Source organism: Pseudomonas paraversuta, assembly GCF_904067025.1.
GTDB lineage: Bacteria > Pseudomonadota > Gammaproteobacteria > Pseudomonadales > Pseudomonadaceae > Aquipseudomonas > Aquipseudomonas paraversuta.
In genome coordinates this window covers 4,370,565-4,396,751 of sequence record NZ_CAJFDA010000001.1, presented here as the reverse complement: position 1 = coordinate 4,396,751, position 26,187 = coordinate 4,370,565, and the positions used below count along the sequence as shown (strand labels likewise).

The 26,187-nt window shown below is 58.4% G+C and carries 27 protein-coding genes; 14 read left to right on the top strand and 13 right to left on the bottom strand.

The genetic code is table 11. From position 1 onward, the window contains the following. Positions 1-254: 254 nt before the first annotated feature. Entirely contained in the window at positions 255-644 is a 390-nt protein-coding gene (locus tag JQ848_RS19970) for a response regulator (protein ID WP_177412923.1), read from the bottom strand. A 5-nt stretch (positions 645-649) separates the two neighbouring features. Beyond that, complete coding sequence (locus tag JQ848_RS19965; RefSeq protein ID WP_003439249.1) at positions 650-874, bottom strand: Flp family type IVb pilin; 225 nt, start codon at positions 872-874, stop codon at positions 650-652. Positions 875-1,208: 334 nt separating this feature from the next. On the opposite strand from JQ848_RS19965, the gene cpaB reads away from it, so the two are divergent. The 8 genes from cpaB to JQ848_RS19925 are packed head-to-tail and all read left to right on the top strand — an operon-like array spanning position 1,209 to position 8,636. Beyond that, complete coding sequence (gene cpaB, locus JQ848_RS19960) at positions 1,209-2,144, top strand: Flp pilus assembly protein CpaB (protein ID WP_010656224.1); 936 nt, start codon at positions 1,209-1,211, stop codon at positions 2,142-2,144. A gap of 27 nt (positions 2,145-2,171) precedes the next feature. Then, positions 2,172-3,398, top strand: coding sequence for a type II and III secretion system protein family protein (locus JQ848_RS19955; RefSeq protein ID WP_003439253.1), 1,227 nt, complete (start codon positions 2,172-2,174; stop codon positions 3,396-3,398). Next, positions 3,395-4,594, top strand: coding sequence for a pilus assembly protein CpaE (locus JQ848_RS19950; RefSeq protein WP_003439255.1), 1,200 nt, complete (start codon positions 3,395-3,397; stop codon positions 4,592-4,594). Before JQ848_RS19955 ends, JQ848_RS19950 begins: the two co-directional genes overlap by 4 nt. Continuing rightward, positions 4,591-5,865: a CpaF family protein gene (locus JQ848_RS19945; RefSeq protein ID WP_003439258.1), complete on the top strand. Its 1,275-nt coding sequence runs from the start codon at positions 4,591-4,593 to the stop codon at positions 5,863-5,865. The genes JQ848_RS19950 and JQ848_RS19945 overlap by 4 nt, the downstream gene beginning before the upstream one ends. Before the next feature lie 9 nt (positions 5,866-5,874). Next, positions 5,875-6,759, top strand: coding sequence for a type II secretion system F family protein (locus JQ848_RS19940; protein WP_161719762.1), 885 nt, complete (start codon positions 5,875-5,877; stop codon positions 6,757-6,759). Position 6,760: 1 nt separating this feature from the next. Further along, positions 6,761-7,645: a type II secretion system F family protein gene (locus JQ848_RS19935; RefSeq protein WP_003439262.1), complete on the top strand. Its 885-nt coding sequence runs from the start codon at positions 6,761-6,763 to the stop codon at positions 7,643-7,645. Between the two features lie 14 nt (positions 7,646-7,659). Then, positions 7,660-8,352: a tetratricopeptide repeat protein gene (locus JQ848_RS19930; protein WP_127195757.1), complete on the top strand. Its 693-nt coding sequence runs from the start codon at positions 7,660-7,662 to the stop codon at positions 8,350-8,352. 17 nt (positions 8,353-8,369) lie between these two features. After that, positions 8,370-8,636, top strand: a complete 267-nt coding sequence (locus JQ848_RS19925; RefSeq protein ID WP_003439272.1) for a DUF3613 domain-containing protein — start codon at positions 8,370-8,372, stop codon at positions 8,634-8,636. Positions 8,637-8,700: 64 nt separating this feature from the next. Here the strand turns inward: JQ848_RS19925 and JQ848_RS19920 are convergent, their stop codons facing one another. Both JQ848_RS19920 and JQ848_RS19915 read right to left on the bottom strand, forming a co-directional pair. After that, entirely contained in the window at positions 8,701-9,489 is a 789-nt protein-coding gene (locus JQ848_RS19920) for a response regulator transcription factor (RefSeq protein WP_202211323.1), read from the bottom strand. Positions 9,490-9,597: 108 nt separating this feature from the next. Then, on the bottom strand, positions 9,598-10,080 hold the full coding sequence (locus tag JQ848_RS19915) for a prepilin peptidase (RefSeq protein WP_202211060.1): 483 nt from the start codon (positions 10,078-10,080) through the stop codon (positions 9,598-9,600). A 70-nt stretch (positions 10,081-10,150) separates the two neighbouring features. On the opposite strand from JQ848_RS19915, the gene JQ848_RS19910 reads away from it, so the two are divergent. Continuing rightward, positions 10,151-10,594 carry a TadE/TadG family type IV pilus assembly protein gene (locus tag JQ848_RS19910; protein ID WP_010656221.1) on the top strand — a complete coding sequence of 148 codons (444 nt, stop codon included), beginning with the start codon at positions 10,151-10,153 and terminating at the stop codon, positions 10,592-10,594. Beyond that, positions 10,591-13,347 (top strand): PAS domain-containing sensor histidine kinase, encoded by a 2,757-nt coding sequence (locus JQ848_RS19905; RefSeq protein ID WP_202211059.1) that lies wholly within the window; start codon positions 10,591-10,593, stop codon positions 13,345-13,347. The genes JQ848_RS19910 and JQ848_RS19905 overlap by 4 nt, the downstream gene beginning before the upstream one ends. Before the next feature lie 95 nt (positions 13,348-13,442). Here the strand turns inward: JQ848_RS19905 and JQ848_RS19900 are convergent, their stop codons facing one another. The 7 genes from JQ848_RS19900 to JQ848_RS19870 form a co-directional block, all read right to left on the bottom strand. Continuing rightward, positions 13,443-15,431: a pilus assembly protein TadG-related protein gene (locus JQ848_RS19900; protein ID WP_202211058.1), complete on the bottom strand. Its 1,989-nt coding sequence runs from the start codon at positions 15,429-15,431 to the stop codon at positions 13,443-13,445. 241 nt (positions 15,432-15,672) lie between these two features. Continuing rightward, entirely contained in the window at positions 15,673-16,257 is a 585-nt protein-coding gene (locus JQ848_RS19895; RefSeq protein ID WP_003439285.1) for a DUF4136 domain-containing protein, read from the bottom strand. Between the two features lie 28 nt (positions 16,258-16,285). After that, complete coding sequence (locus JQ848_RS19890; RefSeq protein WP_202211057.1) at positions 16,286-16,900, bottom strand: DUF4136 domain-containing protein; 615 nt, start codon at positions 16,898-16,900, stop codon at positions 16,286-16,288. A gap of 22 nt (positions 16,901-16,922) precedes the next feature. After that, on the bottom strand, positions 16,923-17,672 hold the full coding sequence (locus JQ848_RS19885; protein ID WP_003439288.1) for a methyltransferase: 750 nt from the start codon (positions 17,670-17,672) through the stop codon (positions 16,923-16,925). Further along, positions 17,669-17,974, bottom strand: a complete 306-nt coding sequence (locus JQ848_RS19880) for a MazG-like family protein (RefSeq protein ID WP_003439290.1) — start codon at positions 17,972-17,974, stop codon at positions 17,669-17,671. Before JQ848_RS19880 ends, JQ848_RS19885 begins: the two co-directional genes overlap by 4 nt. Before the next feature lie 96 nt (positions 17,975-18,070). Further along, a complete protein-coding gene (locus JQ848_RS19875; RefSeq protein ID WP_003439291.1) occupies positions 18,071-18,925 on the bottom strand; it encodes a MaoC family dehydratase in 855 nt (284 codons plus the stop codon). Between the two features lie 3 nt (positions 18,926-18,928). Next, positions 18,929-20,281: a 3-oxoacyl-ACP reductase gene (locus tag JQ848_RS19870; protein WP_127195760.1), complete on the bottom strand. Its 1,353-nt coding sequence runs from the start codon at positions 20,279-20,281 to the stop codon at positions 18,929-18,931. Between the two features lie 122 nt (positions 20,282-20,403). On the opposite strand from JQ848_RS19870, the gene JQ848_RS19865 reads away from it, so the two are divergent. After that, positions 20,404-21,678, top strand: a complete 1,275-nt coding sequence (locus JQ848_RS19865) for an acetyl-CoA C-acetyltransferase (protein WP_003439295.1) — start codon at positions 20,404-20,406, stop codon at positions 21,676-21,678. A gap of 48 nt (positions 21,679-21,726) precedes the next feature. Here the strand turns inward: JQ848_RS19865 and JQ848_RS19860 are convergent, their stop codons facing one another. Next, a complete protein-coding gene (locus JQ848_RS19860; RefSeq protein WP_202211056.1) occupies positions 21,727-22,755 on the bottom strand; it encodes a bile acid:sodium symporter family protein in 1,029 nt (342 codons plus the stop codon). Between the two features lie 82 nt (positions 22,756-22,837). Here JQ848_RS19860 and JQ848_RS19855 point away from each other — a divergent pair, with 82 nt between their 5' ends. Together JQ848_RS19855 and JQ848_RS19850 are read left to right on the top strand one after the other, a co-directional pair. Further along, positions 22,838-23,629: an AraC family transcriptional regulator gene (locus tag JQ848_RS19855; RefSeq protein ID WP_202211055.1), complete on the top strand. Its 792-nt coding sequence runs from the start codon at positions 22,838-22,840 to the stop codon at positions 23,627-23,629. 270 nt (positions 23,630-23,899) lie between these two features. Further along, positions 23,900-24,793, top strand: coding sequence for a PA4780 family RIO1-like protein kinase (locus tag JQ848_RS19850; protein ID WP_003439301.1), 894 nt, complete (start codon positions 23,900-23,902; stop codon positions 24,791-24,793). Between the two features lie 86 nt (positions 24,794-24,879). Here JQ848_RS19850 and JQ848_RS19845 read toward each other — a convergent pair whose 3' ends face one another. Then, positions 24,880-25,743, bottom strand: coding sequence for an MBL fold metallo-hydrolase (locus tag JQ848_RS19845; RefSeq protein WP_003439302.1), 864 nt, complete (start codon positions 25,741-25,743; stop codon positions 24,880-24,882). A gap of 92 nt (positions 25,744-25,835) precedes the next feature. Here JQ848_RS19845 and JQ848_RS19840 point away from each other — a divergent pair, with 92 nt between their 5' ends. After that, positions 25,836-26,165, top strand: a complete 330-nt coding sequence (locus JQ848_RS19840; RefSeq protein ID WP_003439303.1) for an ArsR/SmtB family transcription factor — start codon at positions 25,836-25,838, stop codon at positions 26,163-26,165. The last annotated feature ends 22 nt before the right edge of the window (positions 26,166-26,187 follow it).

The window sequence follows — 26,187 nt, the reverse complement described above, 5'->3', positions numbered from 1 at the left end:
GACTGTTTATGAAATCCTGTGGGGTTGTGATGTCTGGATCAATGAAATGTATCTCTGACATCAGAGCAGAGCGCTTTCGAATCCAGGCGTTCCAGGTGCATGGACATTAAATGCCCGCTGACCAGTGGGCAATGCAGCTCACTAGAGTGAGCTGCATTGTCTGTGCTGCAAAGGGTATGAGTGACATACACAAACCGTGGCCAATCAGACAACCACAGATTTTTGGGCAAGGAGCCACAGCAGGCCGCAGCCGGCTAGAGCTTCGGGAAGAGGTTGTCGAGGGTGTCGAGCAGGCGCACGTGGTAGATGGGTTTACGGAACAGATCCAGTACCTGCAAACGTAACAGGTCGCTTACGTCGTCCATGTCGGCATGTCCGGAAATGACAATCACCGGTAAGTGCTGGCGCGAAGTGTGTTCACGCAGACGTTTGATCAGTTCAATACCGCTCTCTTCCGGCATGCGCAGGTCGGTGATGACCAGCGCAATGTCCGGATGTCGGGTCAACTGCAAAAGGGCGAGTTTGACTGATGTTGCGGTATAGCAACAAAAGCCCTCGCCCTCTAGCAGTTCGGTCAACTCCAGCAGTGCATCTTCTTCGTCATCCACTAGGAGAAGCTGTTGGCGGGAAGAAGAAAGACTCACACTCTTTAGCCGGCGACAGAAGTCAGTTCAGTAGAGATAGCCTGGAAGATCGATGTCACTGCCGTTTTGATAGGCGTGACGAAGGTGATGATTGCCACGGCGACCATGCCCGCGATAAGTGCGTATTCAATACCTGAAGCGCCCTCGGTGCGTTGGGCAAATAATTTGACCTGGCGCGCCACGAAAAGTTGGGTCGGCACGTACACTTTCAGAACAGTATTTAAAAACATCTGATATCTCCTTAGTGCACCGGTCGGGCACCGCTTAACTTCAAAGTTGCGTGATTTCCATCTGCCAGTACAGCATTGGCAATAAATAACTTTCAAGCAACTGTAAAAAAGCACTAATCATAAAGTATTAATCCAAATGAGAACGCTGAAAATGTGTGGTAAATCAAACTATTCGCAATTAAATAGAGATTTTTAAAGCCGGTAATGGCATTTTGCTTTGCCTGCGCTACGTTCAAATAGCGAAATGGTTCAAACAGCGTTATTGGGTTCGGCTGCCTGATTGCGAATGATTTATTTTTGACCTGCGGTGTGCAGTTGTAAAGGGAGTTTATTAATGAACAATCGACGCAGTCTGGTATTGGCGGCCATTTTGTTTATCGGTGCCATCGCGGCCGGTTATTGGGGGCTGGTATTGACTCGTCAGCAGCCGGTTGCCGAAGTGCCGGTGACCCAGCTGGTCGAGCAGAAGGTTGCCGCAGTTGAGGATACAACCCGCCAGCCAGTGGTGGTGTTAGCCCGTGATGTTCCCCCCCATGTGGCCTTGACGGCCGAAGATCTGACCCTGGAAAAACTTCAGACTGCGCCCGTTGGCAGCCTGACGTCTATCGATCAGGCTGTGGGCCTTACCCCGTGGCGAGCGCTTGCTGCGGGCACCTGGTTGAGCAAGCAGAGTTTTGAAGTGGGCGGGCCCCTGGCTCGCATGATTCGCCCTGATGAGCGTGCACTGGCCGTGGCCATTGATGAAGTGACCGGCGCGGGAGGGCAGTTAACCCCGGGTGATTACGTCGATATCCTGCTTTTTTTGCGTGAGGACACCGCCAATCCGCAACAGTCCGCGCAAATCGTCCTGCCAGCCGTACGGGTGTTGAGCGTGGGCGATGAGTTGGGCCTGACCAACGATGGCCAACTGGCCAGTCCACCGCTGAATGCCGAAGAAGCCCTCAAGCAAGCGCAACGCCGTGCCACTGCGCGCACCGCGGTGCTGGCGGTTCCAGAACCCTTGATCAATCAACTGATGCTTGCCACTCAGGCAGGTACCTTGCGTCTGGCCGTACGCAGCGCCGAGGAAAAGCGCTTGAGCAAGTACTGGGCAGGGCAGCAGGAGTCGCCCAGCAATATTGAGAACGCCAAGCGCAGCCTGTACCGGTTTAACCAGTTAGCCATGGCCAGCCCGGTGCGAGCACCTGTTGCAGGTAACCCCGTGGCCCAGCGCGAGCGCGGTATTGAAATCATTCGCGGCAGTCAGAACACCCAACGGCCCGCTCAATAAAAATATGATCTGCAAGGGAAGCCCAGCATGAGATACCGTTGCGTTCCGCTGTACAAACGAGCTTTCTGGACACTGATCTTAAGCAGCCTGCCATTTGAAATGGCACTGGCTGCTTCAAATAATTGCGCTGCACTCGGCCAGTTACCCTCGGTACTGGAAGTGGCCCAGGGGGCCCAGCAAGCGCTGGACTCGCCGGTCAGTATTACCCGTATTGCGGTAGGTGACCCGGCCGTGGCTGATGTGCTCGCCAATGGCAGCAACGCCTTTTTGCTCACCGGTGTTGCGCCGGGAACCACCAGCCTGATGGTCTGGACCGCCTGCTCCAAGGCGCCGCGTCAGAGCATGGTGTTCGTCAAGGGCAAAGCCGCCACCGGCTATACCAGCGCTTCGTTGCCGCCTTCGGCAGATCCGACCCTGCCCAGCCAGGTACAGACCGATATTCGCTTTGTCGAAGTCAATCGCACCAAAATGCAGGAAGCCAGCACCCAGATCTTTGGCATGGGTAAAGACTTTTTGTTTGGCTCGCCCGGTTCGTTTATCTCCAGTGCGGAAAACATCATTACCGGCGGCCCGGTGGCTAACGGCAAGTATTTCAACATCGGCTTCGGCGGTGGCCGGGTCAAGGCGATGATTAACGCGCTGGAGGGCAGCGGTTTTGCCTACACCCTGGCGCGTCCGAGCCTGGTGGCGTTAAGCGGTCAGAGTGCAACCTTCCTCGCGGGTGGCGAAGTGCCTATCCCGGTCCCGAGCAGCGGCAGCGACAACGTGTCGATTGAGTACAAGGAATTCGGTATTCGCCTGACGCTGACCCCGACCGTGGTCGGACGTGACCGCATCATGCTCAAAGTCGCCCCCGAAGTGAGTGAGCTGGACTACACCAATGCGGTGAATATCGCCGGCACATTAGTACCGGGTCTTAACGTTCGCCGCACCGACACCAGTATTTCCCTGGCCGATGGCGAGAGCTTTGTGATCAGCGGCCTGATCAGTTCGCGTAACAGTGCCCAAGTGAACAAATTCCCGGGGCTGGGGGATATCCCCATCCTGGGTGCATTTTTCCGCGACTCCAACACCAGCAGTGAAGAAAAGGAACTGTTGATGATTGTGACCCCGCATCTGGTCCAGCCGCTTGCCGTGAATGCGCAATTGCCAGCCATGCCCGGCGAAAAACTGCGTAACTACGACCCTAACTGGTACCGCCTGTATTTCCTTGAGAACGGTAAATTCAATACCCGTAGCGGGTTGTCACAATGAGCCAAAGCCTGAGCCAGACCTTTCTCGCGCTGACGCGCAGCAATACCGATCTTGAATGGCTGCAGGGCGCCCTGGCGCCACTTGGCCAGGTCGTGGGCGCAGGCACCAGCAGTCTCGATGAGTTGCTGGCATTGATTGATGTCACTTTCGCCGGCCTGGTTTTTGTAGGACTGGACCGCGAGAAAGTCGTGTCTCAGTGCGCCTTGATCGAGGGCCTGCTGGAAGCCAAGCCGATGCTGGCCGTGGTTGCCCTGGGCGATGGCATGGATAACCAGCTGGTGCTCAATGCCATGCGTGCCGGGGCGCGGGACTTTGTTGCCTACGGTTCGCGCTCCAGTGAAGTGGCCGGGCTGGTACGGCGCTTGAGCAAGCGCTTGCCGCCAGTCACTCCGAACACGGAGCTTGGGGGGCTGACCGTACTGTTCAGTGCCCAATGCAATGCCGACGGTGCATTGCTCGCCTGCCACCTGGGGCTGGTGGTGCAAAAGCATGATCAAAAAACCCTGTTCCTCGATCTGGGGGTGCCCCGTGGCGATGGCCTGACGCAGCTGAGCCTTGAGAGCTCGTTTTTCTTTGGGGATGCCCTGCGTCATCTACGCCGCCTGGACAGCACCTTGATCGACAGTGCATTTACCAAAACCCCGGAAGGCTTGCGAATCCTGGTACACAGCGACAACGACGAGCCTCTGGAGCAGACCAGCGCCGCCGAGTTGTATATGTTGCTCAGCGCCTTGCGGCAGCACTTCCAGCATATCGTGGTCAATCTGACGGGCCAGCCTGATAGCGAAGCACTGCGCACCTTTGTCAGCCATTGCGACAAGTTGCTGTTTTACACCGATCAAAACGTACTCGATTGCCGGCGTAACCTGGAGGTACTGGGTGTCTGGCGCACCAAGGGCATGAAGCTCGAACACGCGGGGTTACTGGTCGACCGCTATATGCGTGGCGTGGCTCCCGATGCCGATGCACTGGCCAAAAGCTTTGGCTTGCCAGTACTGGCCACATTACCGGCGAGTCCCGAATTACGGATCAATGCGAAAAACCAGGGCATCACTCTGTTTGAGCTGGGCCCGCGGGAAGCCCTGAGCCAGGGTCTGCAAAAACTCGGTGAGCGGCTGGCCAGGCGTTCGCAACTGCCGGGCAAGTCACCGGCCAAATCCGCTAGTTGGCTCAACCGCCTGTGGGGGCCGAAATGACCGGGGAACAGTTGTTCGGCTCGGGCCTGTACAAGGACGGGCGTGCGGACCATGACGGTCTGAAGCTGGTACTGCATCGCTATATCATTGATGCCATCGAGGAGACCGGGAAGAACCTGCTGGAAGATTCACGCCAGGTCCTGTCGCAGTTTGTCACCGAGCGGGTCGCTGAATACGTGTTGCGCCTGCATCTGGCCATTTCCCGTTACGAGATGGAACGCCTGGCTGAAGAAATCGTCGACGAACTGACCGGTTTCGGTCCCCTGGAAGTGCTGCTGCGCGACCCGGCGGTGACCGAGATTCTGGTCAACGGACCGCACCGGGTGTTTGTCGAACGCGAGGGGTTGCTCAGTCAAAGTGATCTGCGCTTTATCGACGATCATCACGTCGAGCGGGTGATGCAGCGCATTCTGGCGCCGCTGGGCCGGCGCCTTGACGAGTCCTCGCCGATGGTCGATGCGCGCATGCCTGACGGCAGCCGGGTCAACGCCATCATTCCGCCCATTGCTTTGGACGGCCCTTGCCTGTCGATCCGGAAATTTCGCAAGGACATGCTCAAAAGCAGCGACCTGGTGGCGATGCAGACCATTGATCAGCCGATCTACGAGTTTTTCCAGGAAGCAGTAGGCAAGCGCTGCAACATCTTGATCAGCGGCGGTACCGGCACCGGTAAAACCACGCTGCTCAATATTCTGAGCCAGTTGATCAACCCCCACGAACGTCTGGTCACCATCGAAGACGTGGCGGAATTGCAGCTCGGCCATCCCCATGTGGTGCGTCTTGAAACCCGGCCGCCAAATGCTGAAGGCCACGGTGAGGTCAAATCCAGCGACCTGATCCGCAACGCCCTGCGGATGCGCCCGGACCGCATCATCCTTGGCGAAATCCGGGGTGTTGAAGTGCTCGACGTACTGACCGCGATGAACACCGGCCACGACGGTTCCATGAGTACTGTGCACGCCAACACTGCACAAGATGCGTTGCTGCGCCTGGAAACCCTGGTGGGTCTCACAGGGCGTACGGTGGCGGAAAAAACCTTGCGTCAGATGATCTGTGCCGCGCTGGACGTGATCATTCAACTGACCCGCATGCCGGATGGCCGGCGCTGCGTCAGTGAGGTACTGGAAGTGGTCGGGGTACGTGACGATGTTTATGTCACCAACACCCTGTTCCGGCTGGATAAACGCACCGGTTTTGGCTTTATGCGCGAAGCCTTGAACCCGGCAGGTGACAAGTTGCGTCGTGACCCCATTTTGAATGCAAACGGCTGAGGCGCGCCCATGATCCCGGCCTTGATACTTTTTCTGATCAGCTTTTTGATGTTCGTGATGTCATTGGCGCTGGTCTACCGCGCATTGCGAGACCCGGCAACCAACAGGGTGCTGGACCGCTTGGGTGAGGGTCAGCCGCGACCGCTGGAAACACCTCTGAGTGTGGCATGGCTGGACCGGGCCTTTTTGCAGGCCGGTATGGGCCGTCCTTCGGAACGTCTGGGGTTGTGGTTGGCGATATGGGGCGCTGTCGCAGTGTTGGCCGGGCTGATGGGCGGCTGGGGTTTTTTCCTCCTGTTGCTGCTGCTGCCGCCGTTGCTTTTAAAACTCTATGTCAGCTGGCGATACCACCGTCGGGTGCGGCGCATGGTCGAACAATTGCCGCAGTTACTTGATCACTGTGTGCGCAGCCTGAAGGCGGGCCGCACCTTGTCCGATGCGGTGCTGCACGCGATTGAGGCGTCGAATGATCCGCTTAAAAGCGCCATCAGCCGGGTGGCGCGCAACGTGCACCTGGGGGTGAGTCTGCCCGATGCGGTGGAGGATTTTGCCGAGCTGTATGAACGCAATGAATTTCGCATGTTTGCCCTCGGATTGAAGGTCAACCATCGCTACGGCGGCAGCGCCAGTGAGTTGCTGGAAAACCTGATTGTGCTGATTCGTGAGCGTGAACAAGGTGCCCGTAAACTCAAGGCCCTGACCGGGGAAACCCGCATCACGGCAGTGGTTCTGGCGGTGTTGCCACTGTTGGTGGGGGGCTACTTCATGATCACCAACCCCAGTTACCTGACCAAGGTGTGGCAGGATCCGAGCGGTCAGCACATGCTGCTCACCGCCTTTGCAATGCAGGCTATCGGTAGCCTGGGACTGTGGCGCATGGTGCGGAGCGTATGACATGGCCTTGCTGATTTGTTTGATTTTATTGATCGGCGCTCTGGGGCTGGTAATTAACCATGTGATCCAGGAGCGGCTGAGCCAGCAGCGGGTGATGCAGCGTCTGGAGGGTGACAGGACCGGTCCCGGCAAACTCAGCCTGTGGATGCGGGCAGTGGGCAGCAGCAAATTTGGCCAGCGCTCGGTTTCGATGGACAGCGAAACCCAGGTCCTGCTCAACCGCGTGGGCTGGCGCACCGCCAGCCAGCGGTCATTGTTTGCCGCGTTCCAGATCGGTACTCCGGTTGCCTTTGCCGGGCTGATCTTTCTGGGGCATGAATTGTTCTTTCCCGGTTCGGGAAATCTGATGCTTGTACTGCTGTTTGCGCTTGCCCTGGGGTATCTGATTCCCAAGCGAATGTTGGCCTACGTGGCGAAAAAGCGGCAGCAAGAAGTGGCGGTGGAGGTTTCAACCTTCATTCCGTTACTGCGCATCCTGTTTGAATCCGGCATGGCAGTCGAGCAGGCGCTGCGGGTGTTGAGCCTGGAGGGGCGGCAATTGCTGCCGGTGCTTACTGCAGAGTTGCGGGTGATGCTGGCCAGGGTGGACTCGGGCCTGGAGTTGAGCCAGGAGCTCAACAAAACCGCAGCCTTGCTGGATGTGGACGAATTCAACGACACCTGCGTGATCCTGCAGCAATTGATTCAACAGGGCGGCGGGGCGATGAAATCGTTGCAGGCGCTTAAAGAGCTGCTCGATGACCGGCGCATGACGAGTCTGGAGGAATACATCTCGAAAATGTCGGCCAAGATGTCGGTGGTCATGATGGTGTTTCTGTTTCCGGCGCTGATGATTGTATTGGCCGGGCCGAGTTTGATGGCTATCGCAAGGGCCTTTACCTCTTGATCAGGAGTATGAGTATGAAAGCTGTCATTGCCGCGTGTGCGCTGCTGATGTTGGGCGGTTGTGCGACAGGGGGGCAGGGTAATTCGCCGTGGTCGAGTCTGACCGGCAGCAGTTGCGCCAAGTTGAGTGATGATCAGGAACTGTCGATGAGCCTGGCCGACGACATGGCCAAGGAGGGCAAGCTGCACGCCAGCCTGGCCAACCTGCAAGGTCTGCCGGAGCGTTACGCCCAGGTGCAACTGCGCAAGGCCAGAATCTACCGGCAACTGGGTCGCAGTGAAGCCGAGCCTTTGTATCGCGGGTTGCTGGGCTCCTGTCTGGCGGCCGAAGGTGAGCATGGCCTGGGTCAGCTGGCAGCAGGGCGGGGTGATAACGCGCTGGCGACCACTTATCTGGAGCGTGCGGCACGCATGGCACCGACCGATGACAAGGTGCGTAACGATCTGGGGGTGGTGTATCTCAATCAACTGCGCCTAGACGAAGCGCGCTTTGAGTTTTTGACCGCTCTGGAGCTCAAGCAGACGGATTCGCTGGCGGCGCTGAACCTGGTGACCTTGCTGATTTATCAGGATCAGTGGAACCAGGCCGCAGAACTTGCGAACCGTGCCGAATTGACCCCTGCGCAAGTGGGTGATGCCCAGGCCAGGGCGCAAGCCCTGAAAACCCAAGCCAAGACAGCCAGCAATCAAGTGGCTGCGATCAAATAATGCGTTGGAGGTGTGCCATGAGTCTTTATATTCGAGTCGGTGTGTTGTTGGCCGTGCTGCCGCTTGGCGCCTTTGCCATCGGGCCGGGACCTGTGTCCAGAGCCCAGCAGGACACCGAAAACTGGCTGCAGCTTCAGGTCAGTGGCCGTGCCCAGTCACCGATCCCCCAGACAGCCACCCCGCAAGAGCGCGAGCTCAGCCTGCAACGCTGGCTGGACAGCTACACCCACCCTATTCCTGAGTATTACAAACAGGATGAAGGCGGTAGCGGCAAGTCGGATTGATCAATGTGGTTCAGGCCCCTGTTCCATCCAGTGCGGGACAGGGGGGCATAGCCTGGATAACTGATCAGCCGTCAACCATCTGCCGATGGTGTTGGCCGGAGGAGTTGGGGGACAGGGCAAGGGCCAGTTGGGTGCGGTTGTTCATGTGGGTCAGGCGCAGCACTTGCGACACGTAGAGTTTTACGGTGTTTTCGGTAATGCCCAGATCACAGGCGATCTGGTAGTTGGTCTGGCCTTTGCTCACCAGCTTGGCAACGTCCAGTTGGCGTGGCGACAGTTGTTTGAAAATGGAGGGGATCTGAAGCCCGGAACTGTCGCCCGAAGATGAAGAGGTTATTTGGGAGGGGCGGCGAGCTGCTGCCATATCTTGATAGAGGTCGTCGATGGACTCGGCCAGATATTGCAACTTCTGGTTCAGATGCCCCAACTGGTAACTCTTGTGCTGTTCGCGAAGAATTTCTTCCTGACGCTGAATACCTTCAAGTAACTCACTTAGATCGACGGGCTTTTGATAGTAATCGGCGATGCCAATACGCAGCGCTTTGATCACGTCTTTTTTATCTGAACGACCAGTCAATAAAATGCTTTCAAAGGCGCGCTGTTTTCCGGCAACTTTTTGCAAGTGTTGAGTGAGTTCGATTCCATCCATGTCGGGCATGTGCAAGTCGCACAGCACCAGGTTGATATTCGAGTCGGCGGTGAAAGCACTTATGGCATCACGACTGGATTGGCAAGGTACGCAACCATAGCCGCTGCTTTCCAGGAACTCGCATAGCTCTTCGACAATGAATGGTTCATCATCGACGACGAGTATTTTTATTTTGAACGTTGGTGTTTTCACACGGTTCTCCATCCTGGTAAACCAATCATGGACATCTTGCATCGACATCTTGGGCACCCGCTTGAGGTGTCTGGTTTAAACGTAGACCTACTTTACGACTATGTACAAGGTGTTAATCCCTCAAACTGACGATGGCAGTAACATCACTGTCAGGGTGAAACCACCTAACAAGAAGGGTGCGTACGGAAGTTTTTTTGACAGTGCGGTTTGGTCGTTATTGGCGTCTGACTTAAATCGTTGATTCACAACAGGCAGAATTTTTGACGCTAGCAGCCACCACAGGGCAGTACATAAACTGGCGCCGATCACGGTACCTAAAATTGTCAGACGGTCGGTTGCCAGTGCCAGGGCAATCAGCAGCTTTACATCACCGGCGCCCAGCTTGTTCAGGGCATAGCCGGGAAGTGTCAGTAACAAAGCGATCAATAGCGCCCAGCCGCCTTCACCGGCGCTGGCGCCAAGCCAGGTGCTACCCGTCCAGAGCAGATACAACAACGCCAGCGCCGCACCCCCAAAGGTCAGGATATTGGCAATCTGGCGCTGGATAAGGTCTTGGGTGGCGCAGGCGAAGAACCAAACAAACACAACGGATAAATGGATCACGTAATTAACATCCCTTTTTACCAATGATTCTATGATGATATTACTTTAGATTGACAGGGTGGACGCAGTCATGAAAACAGGCCTTCCTAAAAAACAAAAAGGCGCCGCTGCCATTGAGTTCGCGCTGGTATTTGTTGTTTTTTTTGCGGTGCTTTATGGCGTACTAAGTTACAGCTTGCCGTTGTTGCTGATGCAGTCATTCAATAACGCCACCGCCGAGGCGGTGCGCCGCAGTGTGGCGGTCGATCCTTCGCTGACGGCGGCGACTTATAAATCCACGGTTGAGGCATTGGCCACCAGCGTGCTGAACGACAAACTGAGCTGGGTCCCTAAAACCGTGGCTACAAGCCTGGTCAAAACTGCAACTTATGACGCCACCAAAGGGGTACTGACTGCGACTGTCAGTCTGCCGTCCGTTGCGTTGCGCAGCATCATGCCGGTACTTAAATTTGGAACTATTACCGTACCTGATCTGCCGAGCTCCTTGACGGTGACATCGAGTATGAAATTTTGATTCACGGTGAACGATTCTTCGGACGCCTGCTCGGCGGCTTCGGCGAGCAGGCGCCCGAATCCCCAGGCCTGCAGTGGCGAACCGATGCGGGCATACAGCTGGTGCTCGATCCGCAGGGGCGGGTGATTGACGCCCATGGTCTGCAGCGCTTTGGCCTGGGGCTGGCTACAGGTGAAGGAACGCCGCGTCTGTTGCTGGACTATCTGGTGCCGGGCAGCACCCAGGCCCTTGAAGGTGTGCCGGCAGACTGGACCGGGCACAGCCTTGATCTGGACTTTCAAGGGCCGGGCCTGAACGTGCTGAACACCCGGGGCTGGGTGCAGCCCCAGGGCGATCACTGGCTGTTGCAGTTGCTGGATATCAGCGATTTACGGCGCCACAGTCAGCAAGCCGGCAGCCGCGAACAATGCATGCAACTGGCCCTCAGCATCACTCAGCAGCTGCGCCAGTGCAGCGCTGCCCGCCTGCCTGAAGTGATCCATGAAGCCCTGCGGTGTGTGGCCCAGCAGTGGCGTGTGCCCTGCGTGGCGCTGGCCGTGCGCAGTGATACCGCCCTCGGCTGGCGTCTTTACAGTGCTTATCACGCTTTTGATGCGCCGCTGTTGTGGACGTCCGGGCAGACCGTTGGCGAGGTTCTCGATGATCTTGACGCAACAGCGCCCCGGCACATAAATGCGGATCTTGAGAGGAGCCGTACCCCTTTGCTCAACAGCCTGTTTGGCAATGCCGACGGTTTGTTGGTGCCATACCGTGATCAACGCGGGCAGTCTGTTTGGTTGCTGCTGGGTTTTTACCCGGAGGCGCAGCAGCGCCGGTTGATGAGCGACAGCGACTGGTTGCTGGTGTGTGCGGCGATGGCCGGGCCTTTGCAGGACCGTCTGCGCGATCAGCAGCACACTGCGCAACAGGAGCGCATGGTCGCGTTGCAAGAACTGCTGGGTACGGGCTGGTGGGAGTGGTTGCAGCCTTCCCGGCAGATTCAGCTGGCAGCACAATTGAGCGCCAGTCTGTTGCCCGAGCTGGAGCCTGCGGCATTGACCCGCGAGGCGTGGCTGGCGCTGTTTCACCCAGCGGACCGGGATGAAATCAGCAGCGGTTTCAATGCGCTGCTGGAGCACGGCAAAGCATTGCTGTTGTGCGCGCGGGTGCATCAACCCCAGGGCGGGCAGCCTGCGCGGTGGTACCGGATACAGGGCCAGGTGCTGGGGGCTGGCGCAGGTCGGCGCATAGTGGGTTACATGCTCGATATCAGCGACATTAAAAACCAGCAACTGCAAGCCGCTGCCGCCCATGCGCGACTGGACAACCTGATTGCCAGTTCGCCCGCGGTGATTTACGTACAGCGCTACGACGAAGGCGCCTTGCTCCCCGCTTTCTTCAGCGACAGCTTGCAGCCTTTGCTGGGCTGGAGTCTGGACGACTGCGCAGGCGGCGCCTTGATCGAGAAGATTCACCCCGACGACCGCGAGCAGTATTTTGAACGTACCCGCCAGCTGCTGCGCCAAGGCAGCAGCCGCAGCCGCTATCGCCTGCGCGACCGCAGTGGCGAGTATCACTGGTTGCTGGATGAGGCCAAACTATTACGCGATGACCTGGGGCTGCCCGTCGAGGCGGTGGGTTTATGGCTGGATATCACCGAGACCACCGAAGCGGCCGATCGGGTCAAGCACAGCGAGGAGCGTTACCGGATACTGGTCGAAGATTCCCCGGCGATGATTTGCCGCTACTTGCCGGACCTGACCCTGACTTTCGGCAACCGGCCACTGGCCACTTATCTGGAATGCACCCCGGAGCAATTGCCGGGGATCAGCCTGGGGGATTGGCTCTCATCGGAGCAGCGTCAGTTGTTTGCCCGGCGGATTGCCAGCTTGAGCCCGGAGTTTCCGGTCAGCACGGCTGAAATCAGCCTGCAACTGCCCGGGCGTGAACACGCGTGGTGGGTCTGGTCGGATCGCGGGGTGTTCGATGCCCAGGGCCAGTTGCTCGAAATCCAGGCGGTAGGTCGCGACAACACCGAAGTACGGCGCTCGCAACAGCAACTGACCCATGGCGCGAAGATGGCCACCCTCGGCGAAATGGCCACCGGCCTGGCCCATGAGATCAACCAGCCGCTGAATGTGATGCGCATGGCGATCGTCAACGTGCTCAAGCGCCTGGGTAACGGCGATGTGCAGATTGATTACCTGACGGAAAAACTCACCCGTATCGATTCGCAAATCCAGCGTGCTGCGCGGGTGGTGGACCATATGCGGGTGTTCGGCCGGCGCTCCGAAATCGAGCAGCAAGTATTCAACCCGGTGCAGGCACTGGAAGGCACTTTGGCCTTGCTGGGCGAAGGCCTGCGTAGCAAAGGGGTCGAAGTTCGCACTGAAGAGCTGGTGTGTAGCGTGCAGGTGCGCGGCCACGCTGATCAGCTGGAGCAAGTGCTGATCAACCTGCTGGTCAATGGGCGTGACGCCTTGTTGAGCAAACGCGAGACGGACCACGACTTCCAGCCCCTGATAACCCTGAGCGCCGAAGCAGACAGCAGCCATGTACGCCTTTGGGTCCAGGATAACGGCGACGGTATCGACCCGCGTTTGCTGGAGCGCATCTTCGAACCGTTCTTTACCACCAAGCCCGTCGGCATTGGCACTGGCCTGGGCTTGTCGGTGAGCTACGGCATTATCGACAACATGGGCGGGCGGTTGAGCGTGAGCAACAGCGCAACCGGGGCCCGGTTTTGCGTAGAGTTGCCGGTGTCAGAAGGCTAGAGGCCAGCCGCCGCTGACGAGGTGCGACAGAAGATGTGATGGACTTGGTTGCCCATCGCAGCTTTGTTTCCCGTAGCGGCTACAGGTGTTGCGGGTCAGAGCACCAGTTGGGCGCGTCCGCCCTGGCCGCAGGAGAGGTTGGCGCCAATGTCGACCTTGTCGATGGTTATCCCCAGCAAATTAAGGATGTTGTTTAAAAGCGGGTCGACAATCGGGCTAAGCAAAGTACCGATGATATTACTGATGGCCGTAATTAAACCGTTCAATATATTGCCGATACCCTCGAGCAGATTGCCCAGGGCGCTGGTGCCTGTGGGTCTATAGACCGCCAGCTTTATACCTTGCAGCGTGGTTTTAAGCGTGCCCACCAGATCTTTTGCTTCTACGGTGAAAAAAAGCGGCTCCTGTTTTACTTCGGGTGGTTGATTGTAAGTATGGGTCTGGTAGGGAGCGGTAAGGCTGCCAATACTGGTGTCTACCATTAGACCAATCCCGCCACCATAAAAAGGTATCCGGGTTTTAGGGTCGCATACTTTGAATAGAACCAGCCCCGAGCAGGTGACGGAACCAATATCAACGATGGGCAATGGCTTGATGGTGACATCGCCGGTTGAAGACAAGGCATTGGTCATGTTGTCAATACTTCCGAACTTGACCTTTACCAGGGCTGCATTGTTCGCGACAGTCAGGCTTTTTGTGGTCGTACTGGGGCATGAGTAATCAGTGACATAGGAGTTGGCGCTGGCGAGCTCAAGGATAATGTCGATCCTGGGGGCAGGGAGTACTTTGAGATCGGTTTGCTTGCAAGGAAGTATCACCAGACACAGGACCGACTCAAGGGTGGCAGCCAGATTGAGGCTTAGTAAACTGTTCAGCGTATTGGTCAGGGGGCCGACCAGGTTATTGAGAACGAACGAGACTGCCGGGGTATCGAGCACTGGCAGGCTGATGCTTACCCCCGCCCGCAGTTGTGCAGTACGCACGTAGATCCGGGACGCAGGATCGGTAGGGTTGGCCTTGGCCTTTGCCGGATCACCAATGGCTGAAAGCTGAGGTGGCTCTATGACTTTTAATTTCACCACGCCATTGATCACGCCCGGAACGTTCAGCGGGACGGTAGCCACTACGCCATTATTGATGTTGGCGAGCTGGACAAAAGCCTCCACTAACTGGAAGACATTCAAGTTGGTGTCCAGCCCCGCGCCACTTGTACCCGTTTGCAGTTTCAATATATCGGCCAGTTTGACCTGAATACTGCCCACCGCAGCTTTAAGTCCGAGGAGCCCGTCAACGGCCACGCTGGTAGTATTGCCATTAAGTGTCAGCACTTTAATGGCCGTGTCGATAAGTTTTGTGAGTTGTATTTTAGTGTTCAAGACATCGGTATAACTGCCGGCATTGATGTTTAAATCAATGGCTAACTGATCCAGGTAACTCAGCAAGTTGATCTTGCTGTCGACCAGACCTTGCCAGCCCGCAGCGCTTAGATTGAGCGAGCCTCCCAGCAGCCCGCCCCATAGCGCGTTAAGTAACTGGGACTTTGCAGAGTCGATGTTTACGGCCGTGCTGCGAATCGTAAGTTGAGCCAGTAACCCCTTTGGTGCAGCCCCCACTGCACTCGCAGTTAAATGGGTATCGAAATTAAACTTGCCCGTGGAAAACATGCTCCACAACCCGCCGGCGACACTGGTGGGGACGGTGGTGGTGGCGATAACGCGTATGGCCTCGGTTTGGCTGTTGTCTGCCTTGAAAGTGCGCAGGTTGTCGCTTCCCGTCACCAGGGTGCCGCAGGTGGTGCTTACTTGCTGAACAGCCCCGGGTATGAAGCTGTTGCGGGTTGCACTGTCCTTGGCGTAGGTCAGTGCGGTACCGGTCACGCACGAGCCTCCCCGGCTGATTGTCTCCAGCACCGCCATGTCCGCCACCCGTTGCAATTTGCGTTGCTCCAGGTAAAGCCGTCCGCTGTCGACCACCAACAACATGAAAATCAGCACCATGCCGAGGACGACTACGGCCATCAAGCCGATTGCGCCGCGCTGCTGTCGGGGGCCAGAAAAACGGATACCACTTAGACGGGGAGACATCGAGCACTCCTGATACTGGAACATGGTCCAGCGCTAACTCTCCAAAGTTTACCGAGTGTAGCCAAAAAGTCGACGAAGCGCTGGCCAGTTGCCAGTTTTATATGAGTGATGTGAACAACTGTGCAAAAGTCATTGATATCTGAAGAGATAAAACGTGTAGCAGCTAACTTGCTCGCGAAAGTATTAATCCATTCTTACTTGTATACATCGCGAGCAAGTTATTAATGATACGCCTCAAACCTTACTTGGGCGGATAGTTGCCGAGAATTTTATTCACCGCTTCATGGATGGCAGCGCTGCGCTCGGCAGGGGTCGGGCTGTTGTCGACGATTTTTTCTGCGCTGCCACGCCATACCAGTCTGCCGTCTTTGGCATCGATCAAGTCGATTTGCAGGGTGCCCACCTGATAAACCACATTACGGGTTTCGTTGTACATCGGTGCGCCCCAGTAACCTTCCCACGGGCCACCAGCATAGCCCCAAGGTCCGCCCCATGGGCCGCCATAGCCGTAGTTGGTGACAATTTGTTCCTGGCGGTTGGCCACGATCAGATAGGTTTGCACCAGCAGGTCCGGCTTGTTGCCCGCCGTCACAGGGCGCAGGCCACGCTGGTCGAGGCCACTGCTCACGGCCTGCATGATCCGTTGCTCGGTCAGGTCGCTTTTTAGCATCAGGCTATTGGGCTGGTATTGCAGCGCCGGGTCTTTCCAGGCCCAGGTCTGAAACCTGGCAAAATCGACAGAAGGGTTGTAGTCGCTGGTGACCTGCATGGACTCGCAGGCGCTGAGCAGCAGGGCCAGGCCCAATAGTGCAATGCGACGTAGCATGATGATATCTCCGCTTCAACATTCAAACTTACTGAGGTGGGTAAGCCTGCACTGCCTTTTTCAGTGATTCGCGCAGGGCGTCACTACGTTCGCTCAGGCTGCCTTTGCTGCTGGTTTCTGCACTTGAACTCCATACGGGTTGACCGGTTTTGCCGTCGTAGAAATTGAGTCGCACCACCATGACTTCAACTTCGTAGGTGCGTACCACGGGGAACGAGTTGTACATCCCGTACTGATTGCCGTAACGGCCATAACTGTTGCCGTAACCGGCTCCATAACCATAGTCGTCCTGCACCTGACGCAGACGTTTTTCTGTATGTAAATCAGCGCTCACCCACAAGTCTGCCGGGCGACCCGGCTGGGCAGGGCGCAAGCCGCGCTGGTCGAGGGCGTTATTTACCGCCTCGGCGATTTGTGCCGGGTCAGCCCAGGCCGTGCCGGCCGGCAGGTGGCCATTGAGCCAGGCCCAGCTTTGATAGCGCCCGTAATCCCGTGGCGGCGCAGGGTAGGCGCTCAAGTCCAGGGTGTTGGCTGTCTGGGCCGGAGCGGGCGGCATCGGCAGTGCGCTCGGGGTATAAGGGTTCGGGCTCTGGCAAGCCACCAGCCCGAGGCTCAAGACAACTAAGGCGAAACGGCGATACATGTTGTTCTCCCGAACGGGCGGTTCAAACCGGGCGGCACACCCAATGCAGATAACGTCCCAACCCGGCAAAGGCTGGGTGGCGACGGTGGGCCAGCTCCATTTCTACCAGCGCTTGCAGCTCGGCGCGGGCCTGGAACTCCACGGGCATGTAGTCGTGAAATACCCGCACACCGCTTTGGGTTTCGACCTGCCACAAGCCTTCGAGCGCAGTGGCCAGTTCCCGTGGGTCCAGGGGTTGTTGCGGGGTGAGGCTTTGTTTTTCGCCGGCCATATCGTTCTTGCGCATTTTGCGGAAGTGGCCTTTGAGCAGGTTGCGATAGATCAGCGCGTCGCGGTTGTAGAACGCCAGCGACAGCCAGCCGTCCCTGGCCGTGAGCTGGTGCAGTACGGGCAGAATGGCGTGGGGTTCGGCCAGCCATTCCAGCACCGCATGACACAACACCAGGTCGTAAGGCTCGGTCAGCTGGCCCAGCAGCTCTTGCCACGGCGCCTGAATGAACGTGCCGTTCTGGCCCGCGTCGGCAAAGCGCTGGCGCGCACCTTCGAGCATGGGCGCTGCCGGCTCGGCCAGGGTTACGTCGTGCCCCTGCTGGGCCAGCCATAGCGACATATGGCCCAGCCCGGCGCCGATATCCAGCACGCGCAGGGGGCGGGCGGGCAGTGACTCTGTAAGGTCGGCCTGAAGTACGGCCAGACGAATGGCACCCTTGGCGCCACCGTAGATTTTTTCGGCGAAGCGGGTCGCCAGTTGATCGAAGTGACGGTCACTCATTTGCTGAAACGCCTTTCGCTGTCGGCCAGTTTGTTGCGCACCACTTCGTTCATGTCCAGTCCGAGTTCGCTGCACAGCAACAGCAAGTACAGCACGATGTCCCCCACCTCCTGCCCGGCGTGGGCCAATTGGTCGGCGGGGAGCTGGCGCGATTGGTCTTCGCTCAGCCACTGAAAAATTTCCACCAGCTCGGCCATTTCAACACTGGCCGCCATGGCCAGGTTTTTCGGGCTGTGGAACTGTTTCCAGTGATTGTTATCGCGGATGCGGTGCAGGCGTTTGGTCAGTTCGTCGAGGTTCATCGAGGGTGTGCTCTCCAGAAGGCGCAAAGCTTGCGGCCGAACAGAAGTTGGCGCAAGTGAAAGGCGCTACTAGCCGGTGGCTATACCCTGTGGGCGCTAGCTGATCGGCCGCCAGTTGCCGGACATGTGCAGCAGATCGCCGTGGCCGTTGAGCTGGAAGTCGCCGCTGGAGCCCGCCGCGCTACTGAGCAGGATCACCTCACTGGGCAGACGTACCGGTTTTTTGAAGGCCACGCTGATCTCGACGTTGGCCTTGGGCAGGTGCGAGTCGAGGGCCGCCAGGGCCCGGGCCTCGAGCCACAAACCATGGGCGATGGCGCTGGGAAGGCCGAACAGTCTGGCGCTGGCGGCACTCAGGTGAATGGGGTTGTAGTCGCCCGAGACCCTGGCATAGCGGCGGCCGATATTGGCCGGGGCGAACCAGCGGGTCAGTTCGTTCATCGCCACCGGCTGCTGTGCACCGGGTTGAGCTACGTCGCCCGGCAGCTCGACGCCTTTGCACAGCAAGGTGCTGTCGGCCTCCCACAATGGCCCGATCAAGTCGTCAACCTGGGTGACCACATCGAAGGTGGCGCCCTTGGCGTGTTTTTGCAGGTTGTGGACAAATACCCCGATGCGCAATTGCGTTACCCCGCCCATCGGGCGCAACACGCGAATGCGATTGGTCAGGTGAATCAAGCCCAGCAGGGGGAAGGGAAAGCTCTTGTCGGTCAGCAACTGCATTTGCAGACCGAACGCCAGAACATGGGGGTAGGTCGGCGGCAGCAGCGGCCCTGGCGCCAGTGCGCAGATGTCACGGAACGCGGCCAGCGGTTTGGCCTGGACCTCTACCCAGCAGCGCAAACCCTGTTCTGGCAGGGTGTTGCCGGTGATTTTACGTTTGGCCGCCGCATGGGCGTACAGCGCGGGTAAATGCGGCGGGTTACCGAGATCCAGCCAATTCACGCTCATGGTTTATGCCCCCAGAATACTTTGACCGCATACCCGCAGCGCTTGCCCGCTGACGGCCCCCGAACCCGGCTGGCTGAGCCAGGCTACGGCTTCGGCAACGTCCTGGGGCAGGCCACCCTGGCCCAGCGAGCTCATGCGCCGGCCTGCTTCGCGCAGGGCAAACGGAATGTGGGCGGTCATTTGGGTTTCGATAAACCCCGGCGCCACGGCATTGATGCTGATGCCGCGCTCACTCAGCAGCGGCGCCCAGGCCTGCGCCAGGCCAATCAGCCCGGCTTTGCTGGCGGCGTAGTTGGTCTGGCCGCGATTGCCGGCAATGCCGCTGATGGAGGCGAGCAAAATGACCCGGCCGTTATCGCGCAGGGTGCCGCTGTCGAGCAGGGCTTTGGTCAGCACTTGCGGTGCGTTGAGGTTGACCGCGAGCACTGCGTCCCAGAATTCGGGGGTCATGTTGGCCAGGGTTTTGTCACGGGTGATGCCGGCGTTATGCACCACGATGTCGATGCCGTCCGGCAACTGCTGGATAAGTTGGGCGGCGGCGTCAGCGGCACATATATCCAGGGTGATACTGCGTCCGTCCAGGCGTGCAGCCAAGGCGTCGAGGTCAGTCTTGGCCGGTGGTACATCCAGCAGGATCACTTCGGCGCCGTCCCTGGCCAGGGTTTCGGCAATGGACGCGCCAATGCCACGGGCGGCGCCGGTGACCAGTGCCTTGCGTCCTGCCAGCGGCCGGGTCCAGTCCTGAACCCGGGTGGCGCAGGTGCCAAGGCGTATGACCTGACCGCTGACATAAGCACTTTTGGGTGACAGGAAGAACCGCAGGGCGCCTTCAAGCTGGTCTTCGGCACCCTGGCCGACATACAGCAGCTGCAAGGTGCCGCCGTTGCGCAACTCCTTGGCCAGTGAGCGACTGAAGCCTTCAAGGGCGCGCTGGGCACTGGCAGCGAATGGATCGCTCAATGTTTCAGGCGCCCGGCCCAAAATAAGCAGATGGGCACTGTGCTCAAGGCTGCGCAGCAAGGGCTGAAAGAACTCGCGCAACTGTTTGAGTTGGTCGGTGTGCAAGAGCTCGCTGGCGTCGAACACCACCGCCTTGAGTTTGGGGCCGGTACCTGGAATCCAGGGTGTGGCGACCAGGGGGTCAGGCCCGTAACTGAATACAGCGTCGGTCAGCTTGGAAGCAAAGCTGTTGACCTCTGCGGCCAGGCTACCGCCGCCAATCAAGAGCGGCCCCTCGATGGGGCGTAGCCGTCCAGCCTGCCAGCGTTCCAGTCGCACCGGTGACGGCAGCCCCAACGCGCCGACCAGACGCTGGCCGAGGGATGAGTTGACGAAGTCGATATAACGGTCTGACATGGAACACTCTCCGACAGATTGGGTTCAAAGGGTTGACCACAAACACGGGTGGGTCGTTCGTTATCAGCGATAAGACCTACGCTTGTTACGAACATTGACCGTAAGAGAATAGGGTGAATCGTATGAGTCTGCGTCGTGTAGCCATTATTGGCGGTAACCGAATCCCGTTTGCCCGTTCCAATGGGCCTTATGCGAATGCCAGTAATCAGGACATGCTGACCGCCGCTCTGGAAGGTCTGATCGAGCGGTACAGCTTGCACGGGCTACGGATGGGGGAGGTGGTGGCCGGGGCGGTGCTCAAGGATTCCCGCGACTTCAGCCTGACCCGCGAGTGCGTGCTGGGCTCCCGGCTGTCGCCGCAAACCCCGGCCTATGACGTGCAGCAGGCCTGCGGCACGGGCCTTGAAGCTGCATTGCTGGTGGCCAATAAAATTGCCTTGGGGCAGATCGAATGCGCGATTGCCGGTGGCGTCGACACCACATCTGACGCGCCGATCGGCCTGAATGACGGGCTGCGTAAATGGCTGCTGCAGTTCAATCGCACCAAGGCACCTGTGGACAAGTTCAAAACCTTGCTGCAATTACGGCCGCACTTTTTGAAGCCCGAGTTTCCGCGTAACGGTGAACCGCGTACCGGGCTGTCAATGGGCCAGCACTGCGAGCTGATGGCGCAAACCTGGAACATCCCCCGCATCGAGCAGGATGAGCTGGCCCTGCACAGTCACCAGGCATTGACGGCGGCCTATCACGCGGGCTGGGAAGACGATTTGATTACGCCGTTTCTGGGCTTGAGCCGCGATAACAATCTGCGTCCGGACCTGACCCTGGAGAAGCTGGCGGCCCTTAAACCGGTATTCGAGCGAAGCGCCAAGGGCACGCTGACGGCCGGCAACTCAACACCGCTGACCGACGGCGCTTCTGTGGTGTTATTGGCCAGTGAAGAGTGGGCCCGGGCACGTGGTCTGCCGATTCTGGCGTATTTTCGCGACGGCGAAACGGCAGCGGTGGATTTTGTGCATGGCGCGGAGGGTTTGCTGATGGCCCCGGTGTATGCCGTCCCACGACTGCTGGCGCGCAATGGTCTGACATTGCAGGACTTTGACTACTACGAAATTCATGAGGCCTTTGCGGCACAGGTGCTCTGTACCCTGAAGGCCTGGGAAGACGCAGACTATTGCAAAACCCGGCTTGGCCTTGATGCCCCGCTGGGTTCTATTGATCGCAGCAAGCTCAACGTCAAGGGCAGTTCACTGGCAGCGGGGCATCCGTTTGCCGCGACGGGCGGACGGATCCTCACCAACATGTCCAAGCTGCTCGCCACCGCCGGCAAAGGCCGGGGTCTGATCTCGATTTGCGCCGCAGGCGGCCAGGGGGTGACGGCAATTATTGAGCGCTGAGCCGAACCCAGTGGAGCTGGCAAGCCAGCTCCCGGAGCATTGTGCAGGTTAGCGGGCGGGCGCGATGGCCTGGTTTTGAGCGGCGGCTTGTTCTCGGTTACGGGTGGCGTAGCTTTCAGCCATCACCGAGCAGACGATCAGTTGCAGCGGGTGGTAGATCATGATTGGCAGCAGAATCAGGCCCAGCCCCGGGTTGGCTCCAAAGATCAGTGCTGCCATGGGGGCGCCGGCGGCCAGGGATTTTTTGCTGGCGCAGAACACGGCGGCAATTTCATCTGCAGTGCTGAATTTCAGGGCCCGAGCGGTGCGGGTGGTCAGCCACAGGATTACTGCGAGCAATACCGCACTGCCGGCCAGGGCGCTGAATATCACCGAAGTACCCTGTTGTTGCCACATGCCGGAGACCATCGAGTTGCAGAACGCGGCGTACACCAGCAGCAGAATCACCACTTTGTCGGCGATGTTGGTATAGCGCTTGTGGCGGGCGAAGAAGCGTCCAATCAGCGGGCGCAGTAGTTGGCCCAATACCAGTGGCAATAACAGCATGGCGCACAGATCGAGCAAGGTTGAGCCCAGATCGATCCCGCCGGCGCCGCTGCCGACCACAAAGCTGACCAGTAACGGGGTCAGGAATATCCCCAGAACGCTGGACAGGCTGGCATTGAGAATCGCTGCCGGCACGTTGCCGCCCGCGCTCCCGGTGAGTGCCACGGAGGATGAAATGGTCGAGGGCAACGCGCACAGGTAGAAGAACCCCAGCATCAGCAAGGGCGGGATATGGGCGCCCAACAGTTTGTTGGCCACCACCCAGATCAGCGGAAAGGCAATAAAGGTGAAGCCTTGCACCATGAAGTGCAGGCGAATGTTTTTCAGGCCGTGGCTGATCTGTTCACTGGACAGATTGACCCCGTGCAGGAAAAACACCAGGAACACGCCGATATTGATCACCCACTCGGCATGCATGGCGCCGCCGGTGCTGCCGAAATGGGGGAATACATAGGCCAGAAATGTCGCTAGCAGCATCCCGCACAGAAACCAGTCGGTGAACATTCGTTTGAGATGTTTGAGCACAGGCATTCCGGGCACCGCGATATTGTAAGAAATGATGACTTAGCCTAACGTCGGATTTATCTGACGTCTTGCGATATAAGGCCAACCAATGCCGCCAAACGGACAAGCTAGCGCCCAGCGTGCCATTCCGGTGCTCGATGTTTTGCCGCGGCCGCTGTATGCCCGTGCCGAAAGTCTGGGGGCAGGTTCGTGGACGCCGCGTCACCGGCATGACTGGGTGCAGTTTTCGTACGCGATCAGTGGCGTGCTGGGGGTGCACACGGATGAAGGCAGTTTCTTTGCCCCGCCGCAGTGGGGGATCTGGATACCGGCAGGGCTGGAGCATGAGGTAGTCACCTCGACCCGGGCTGAAATGCGCAGTCTGTATATACGCCGGCAGGATTGCCTGTGGGCGCCCGAGCATTGCCGGGTCCTGGAGGTAACGCCGCTGGCGCGGGAGTTGATCAAGCACTTCTGCGAATTGCCGGTGGAGTACCCCGAAGGCGGCAGCCCCGAGCAGCGCCTGGTGCAGGTGTTGCTTGATCAACTGGCGGCCTTGAATCAGGTCGGCTTCTCGCTGCCATTGCCCCGGCATGTGCGGTTGCTGGGCCTGTGCAATGAGCTGATCGCATGCCCGGATGCCGAGGTCAGCCTGAGCCTGTGGGCTGAGCGCCTGGGAACTTCACAGAAAACCCTGATGCGTTTGTTTGCCCGTGAAACCGGGATGAGTTTTCGCCGTTGGCGTCAGCGCATGCGTTTGCTGTCCTCGCTCAGGCTGCTGGAGGAGGGTGGCAGTGTGACGGGCGCCGCGTTGTCCTGTGGCTATGACTCGACGTCGGCCTTTATTGCTGCATTCAAAAAAATGTTCGGCTTTACTCCGGGGGAGTTGTTCAGGCATTGATTCGCCCGTTATGCGGGATGCTCCTGCAAAGGACAAAAGCGCTCCCGGCGGGGGCGGCATGACCGCTGGTTGGATTAGACGATGCTCTAAAGTTTGCGCTCGTCTATCATTCGGGACGGCTGGCGCAGGAAGCGACTTTCCGGATTTGTTGGCACATGGAGTGCACACAAGCGACTCTTAACACGGCCCCCCTCTCCCCGTGGTGAGTGGATTGCCGTATAACGAGTGACATTCGCGTGTTTGGTAATAAAGGACCCACAATAAAAGCTGATGAAGACTCCAAAACGCTTAGAACCCCTGATCGAAGACGGTCTGATCGACGAGGTGCTGCGCCCACTCATGAGTGGCAAAGAAGCAGCTGTGTACGTAGTCCGCTGCGGCAATGAGCTGCGATGCGCCAAGGTTTATAAGGAGGCTAACAAACGTAGTTTTCGCCAGGCCGCCGAATATCAGGAGGGTCGCAAGGTTCGCAACAGCCGTCAGGCCCGAGCGATGGCCAAGGGCTCGAAGTTCGGTCGTAAAGAAACCGAAGATGCCTGGCAGAATGCCGAAGTGGCAGCACTGTTCCGTTTGGCGGGTGCCGGAGTCCGGGTTCCCAAGCCGTACGACTTCCTGGAAGGCGTGCTGTTGATGGAGCTGGTGGCCGATGAGTACGGTGATGCTGCGCCGCGTCTGAATGACGTGGTGCTGGAGCCGGATCAGGCCCGCGAGTTCCACGGGTTTCTGATTCAACAGATAGTGCTGATGTTGTGCACCGGTCTGGTCCACGGTGACTTGTCGGAATTCAACGTATTGCTGACGCCTACCGGGCCGGTGATCATCGACCTGCCGCAAGCGGTCGATGCTGCGGGCAACAACCACGCGTTCAGCATGCTGGAGCGTGACGTGGGCAACATGGCTTCCTACTTCGGACGTTTTGCCCCGGAGCTCAAGACCACCAAGTACGCCAAGGAAATGTGGGCGCTTTACGAAGCGGCTACGTTGCACCCGGGCAGCGTGCTGACCGGTGAGTTTGACGAACCGGACGAGCTGGCCGATGTTGGCGGTGTGATGCGCGAGATTGAAGCTGCGCGTCTGGACGAAGCGTTCCGTCAGGCCGTACGTGCTGCGGACGATGCGCCACCGAGCAAAGCCGAAGAGCCGCCTCCCCCCTGGATGCAGTAATTCGATGAATAAAAAATCCGGCCCAGGCCGGATTTTTTATGGGCGCGGCCCAAACCCCGCAGGAGCGGATGAGGGGGCGGGCTGGTTTAAAACCGGTTCAGGGGAATCTTCAGACTGCACAAACCGCTGTCATCGGCGGGCGGCAGGTTACCGGCCCGAATGTTGATCTGAATGGCCGGAATCAAGAGTGCCGGAACCCCGAGCGTGGCGTCGCGGGCGGTACGCATGTCGACGAAACCCGCCAGATCAACGCTGTCGTTGACATGGATATTGCTGGCGCGCTGTTCGCCGACGGTGGTTGACCATGTGGCTTCGCGTCCTGCCGGCGGGTAGTCATGGCACATGAATAGTCGGGTCTCTGGCGCCAGGGCCAGCAACCTCCTGATCGATTGATACAACTGTTGCGCATCGCCCCCGGGGAAGTCGCAGCGGGCGGTGCCGACATCGGGCATGAACAGGGTGTCGCCCACAAACAGGTTGCTGTGTTCTACCTGATAGGCCATGTCGGCCGGGGTGTGCCCCGGCACGTGCAGTGCCCGTACGTGCAGGCGGCCAATGCGGAACTCCTCATCGGGCTGGAACAAATGGTCGAACTGCGAACCGTCCAGTTTGAATGCCGGCTCAAGGTTGTAGATGTCACGGAACACACTCTGGACCTGGGTGATCGGCGCGCCGATGCCGATCCGGCCTCCCAGGGTACGCTTGAGGTAGGCGCTGGCAGACAGATGATCGGCATGGGCGTGAGTCTCCAGCAACCACTGCACCTTCAGGTCATGGGCCTGGACGAAGGCGGCGATCGTGTCGGCGCCTGTCGTGCTGATACGCCCGGCAGCGGCATCGTAGTCGAGTACCGGGTCAATGATTGCGCACTCGCCACCGTCAGCCTCATAGACCACGTAGCTCACGGTCGACGTTACGGCGTCGAAGAAACCTTGAATTTCGGTGTGCATGAAGGTCCTCCCATGGATCAGTAAATACTCAATATATTGAAACATATATTATCGGGTCGTAGACTGTCGATCATCACGTCCCGGAGCTTTCCATGTCTGCTCAGCTAACCAGCGAAGAAATCGGACTTCTGCGCGACTCTGCGTCCAAAGCCTGCACGCTACTCAAAGCCCTGGCCAACGAAGACCGGCTGCTGCTGCTTTGCCAATTGACCCAGGGCGAACGCAATGTCGGCGAGCTTGAGGCGCTGACGGGCATCAGGCAGCCAACGCTGTCGCAACAACTCGGGGTGTTGCGTGATGAAGGCATGGTCAATACCCGTCGCATGGGGAAGTATATTTTCTACTCGCTCGCCAGCTTCGAAGTGGTCTCGGTGATGCAAACCCTGTCAGGCTTGTACTGTGGGCAAGCGCTTAAAAAGTGACGGTTACTCACCTGCCTATTCC

What these genes read in the sequence shown, in the direction of transcription:
- JQ848_RS19965 (WP_003439249.1), bottom strand. Translation starts at nt 874, where the DNA reads ATGTTTTTAAATACTGTTCTGAAAGTGTACGTGCCGACCCAACTTTTC.
- JQ848_RS19845 (WP_003439302.1), bottom strand. Translation starts at nt 25,743, where the DNA reads ATGCACACCGAAATTCAAGGTTTCTTCGACGCCGTAACGTCGACCGTG.
- JQ848_RS19870 (WP_127195760.1), bottom strand. Translation starts at nt 20,281, where the DNA reads ATGTCAGACCGTTATATCGACTTCGTCAACTCATCCCTCGGCCAGCGT.
- JQ848_RS19855 (WP_202211055.1), top strand. Translation starts at nt 22,838, where the DNA reads ATGCCGCCAAACGGACAAGCTAGCGCCCAGCGTGCCATTCCGGTGCTC.
- JQ848_RS19885 (WP_003439288.1), bottom strand. Translation starts at nt 17,672, where the DNA reads ATGAGTGACCGTCACTTCGATCAACTGGCGACCCGCTTCGCCGAAAAA.
- JQ848_RS19865 (WP_003439295.1), top strand. Translation starts at nt 20,404, where the DNA reads ATGAGTCTGCGTCGTGTAGCCATTATTGGCGGTAACCGAATCCCGTTT.
- JQ848_RS19930 (WP_127195757.1), top strand. Translation starts at nt 7,660, where the DNA reads ATGAAAGCTGTCATTGCCGCGTGTGCGCTGCTGATGTTGGGCGGTTGT.
- JQ848_RS19920 (WP_202211323.1), bottom strand. Translation starts at nt 9,489, where the DNA reads ATGGAGAACCGTGTGAAAACACCAACGTTCAAAATAAAAATACTCGTC.
- JQ848_RS19900 (WP_202211058.1), bottom strand. Translation starts at nt 15,431, where the DNA reads ATGTCTCCCCGTCTAAGTGGTATCCGTTTTTCTGGCCCCCGACAGCAG.
- JQ848_RS19860 (WP_202211056.1), bottom strand. Translation starts at nt 22,755, where the DNA reads ATGCCTGTGCTCAAACATCTCAAACGAATGTTCACCGACTGGTTTCTG.
- JQ848_RS19935 (WP_003439262.1), top strand. Translation starts at nt 6,761, where the DNA reads ATGGCCTTGCTGATTTGTTTGATTTTATTGATCGGCGCTCTGGGGCTG.
- JQ848_RS19840 (WP_003439303.1), top strand. Translation starts at nt 25,836, where the DNA reads ATGTCTGCTCAGCTAACCAGCGAAGAAATCGGACTTCTGCGCGACTCT.
- JQ848_RS19895 (WP_003439285.1), bottom strand. Translation starts at nt 16,257, where the DNA reads ATGCTACGTCGCATTGCACTATTGGGCCTGGCCCTGCTGCTCAGCGCC.
- JQ848_RS19880 (WP_003439290.1), bottom strand. Translation starts at nt 17,974, where the DNA reads ATGAACCTCGACGAACTGACCAAACGCCTGCACCGCATCCGCGATAAC.
- cpaB (WP_010656224.1), top strand. Translation starts at nt 1,209, where the DNA reads ATGAACAATCGACGCAGTCTGGTATTGGCGGCCATTTTGTTTATCGGT.
- JQ848_RS19925 (WP_003439272.1), top strand. Translation starts at nt 8,370, where the DNA reads ATGAGTCTTTATATTCGAGTCGGTGTGTTGTTGGCCGTGCTGCCGCTT.
- JQ848_RS19875 (WP_003439291.1), bottom strand. Translation starts at nt 18,925, where the DNA reads ATGAGCGTGAATTGGCTGGATCTCGGTAACCCGCCGCATTTACCCGCG.
- JQ848_RS19910 (WP_010656221.1), top strand. Translation starts at nt 10,151, where the DNA reads ATGAAAACAGGCCTTCCTAAAAAACAAAAAGGCGCCGCTGCCATTGAG.
- JQ848_RS19890 (WP_202211057.1), bottom strand. Translation starts at nt 16,900, where the DNA reads ATGTATCGCCGTTTCGCCTTAGTTGTCTTGAGCCTCGGGCTGGTGGCT.
- JQ848_RS19940 (WP_161719762.1), top strand. Translation starts at nt 5,875, where the DNA reads ATGATCCCGGCCTTGATACTTTTTCTGATCAGCTTTTTGATGTTCGTG.
- JQ848_RS19945 (WP_003439258.1), top strand. Translation starts at nt 4,591, where the DNA reads ATGACCGGGGAACAGTTGTTCGGCTCGGGCCTGTACAAGGACGGGCGT.
- JQ848_RS19955 (WP_003439253.1), top strand. Translation starts at nt 2,172, where the DNA reads ATGAGATACCGTTGCGTTCCGCTGTACAAACGAGCTTTCTGGACACTG.
- JQ848_RS19850 (WP_003439301.1), top strand. Translation starts at nt 23,900, where the DNA reads ATGAAGACTCCAAAACGCTTAGAACCCCTGATCGAAGACGGTCTGATC.
- JQ848_RS19950 (WP_003439255.1), top strand. Translation starts at nt 3,395, where the DNA reads ATGAGCCAAAGCCTGAGCCAGACCTTTCTCGCGCTGACGCGCAGCAAT.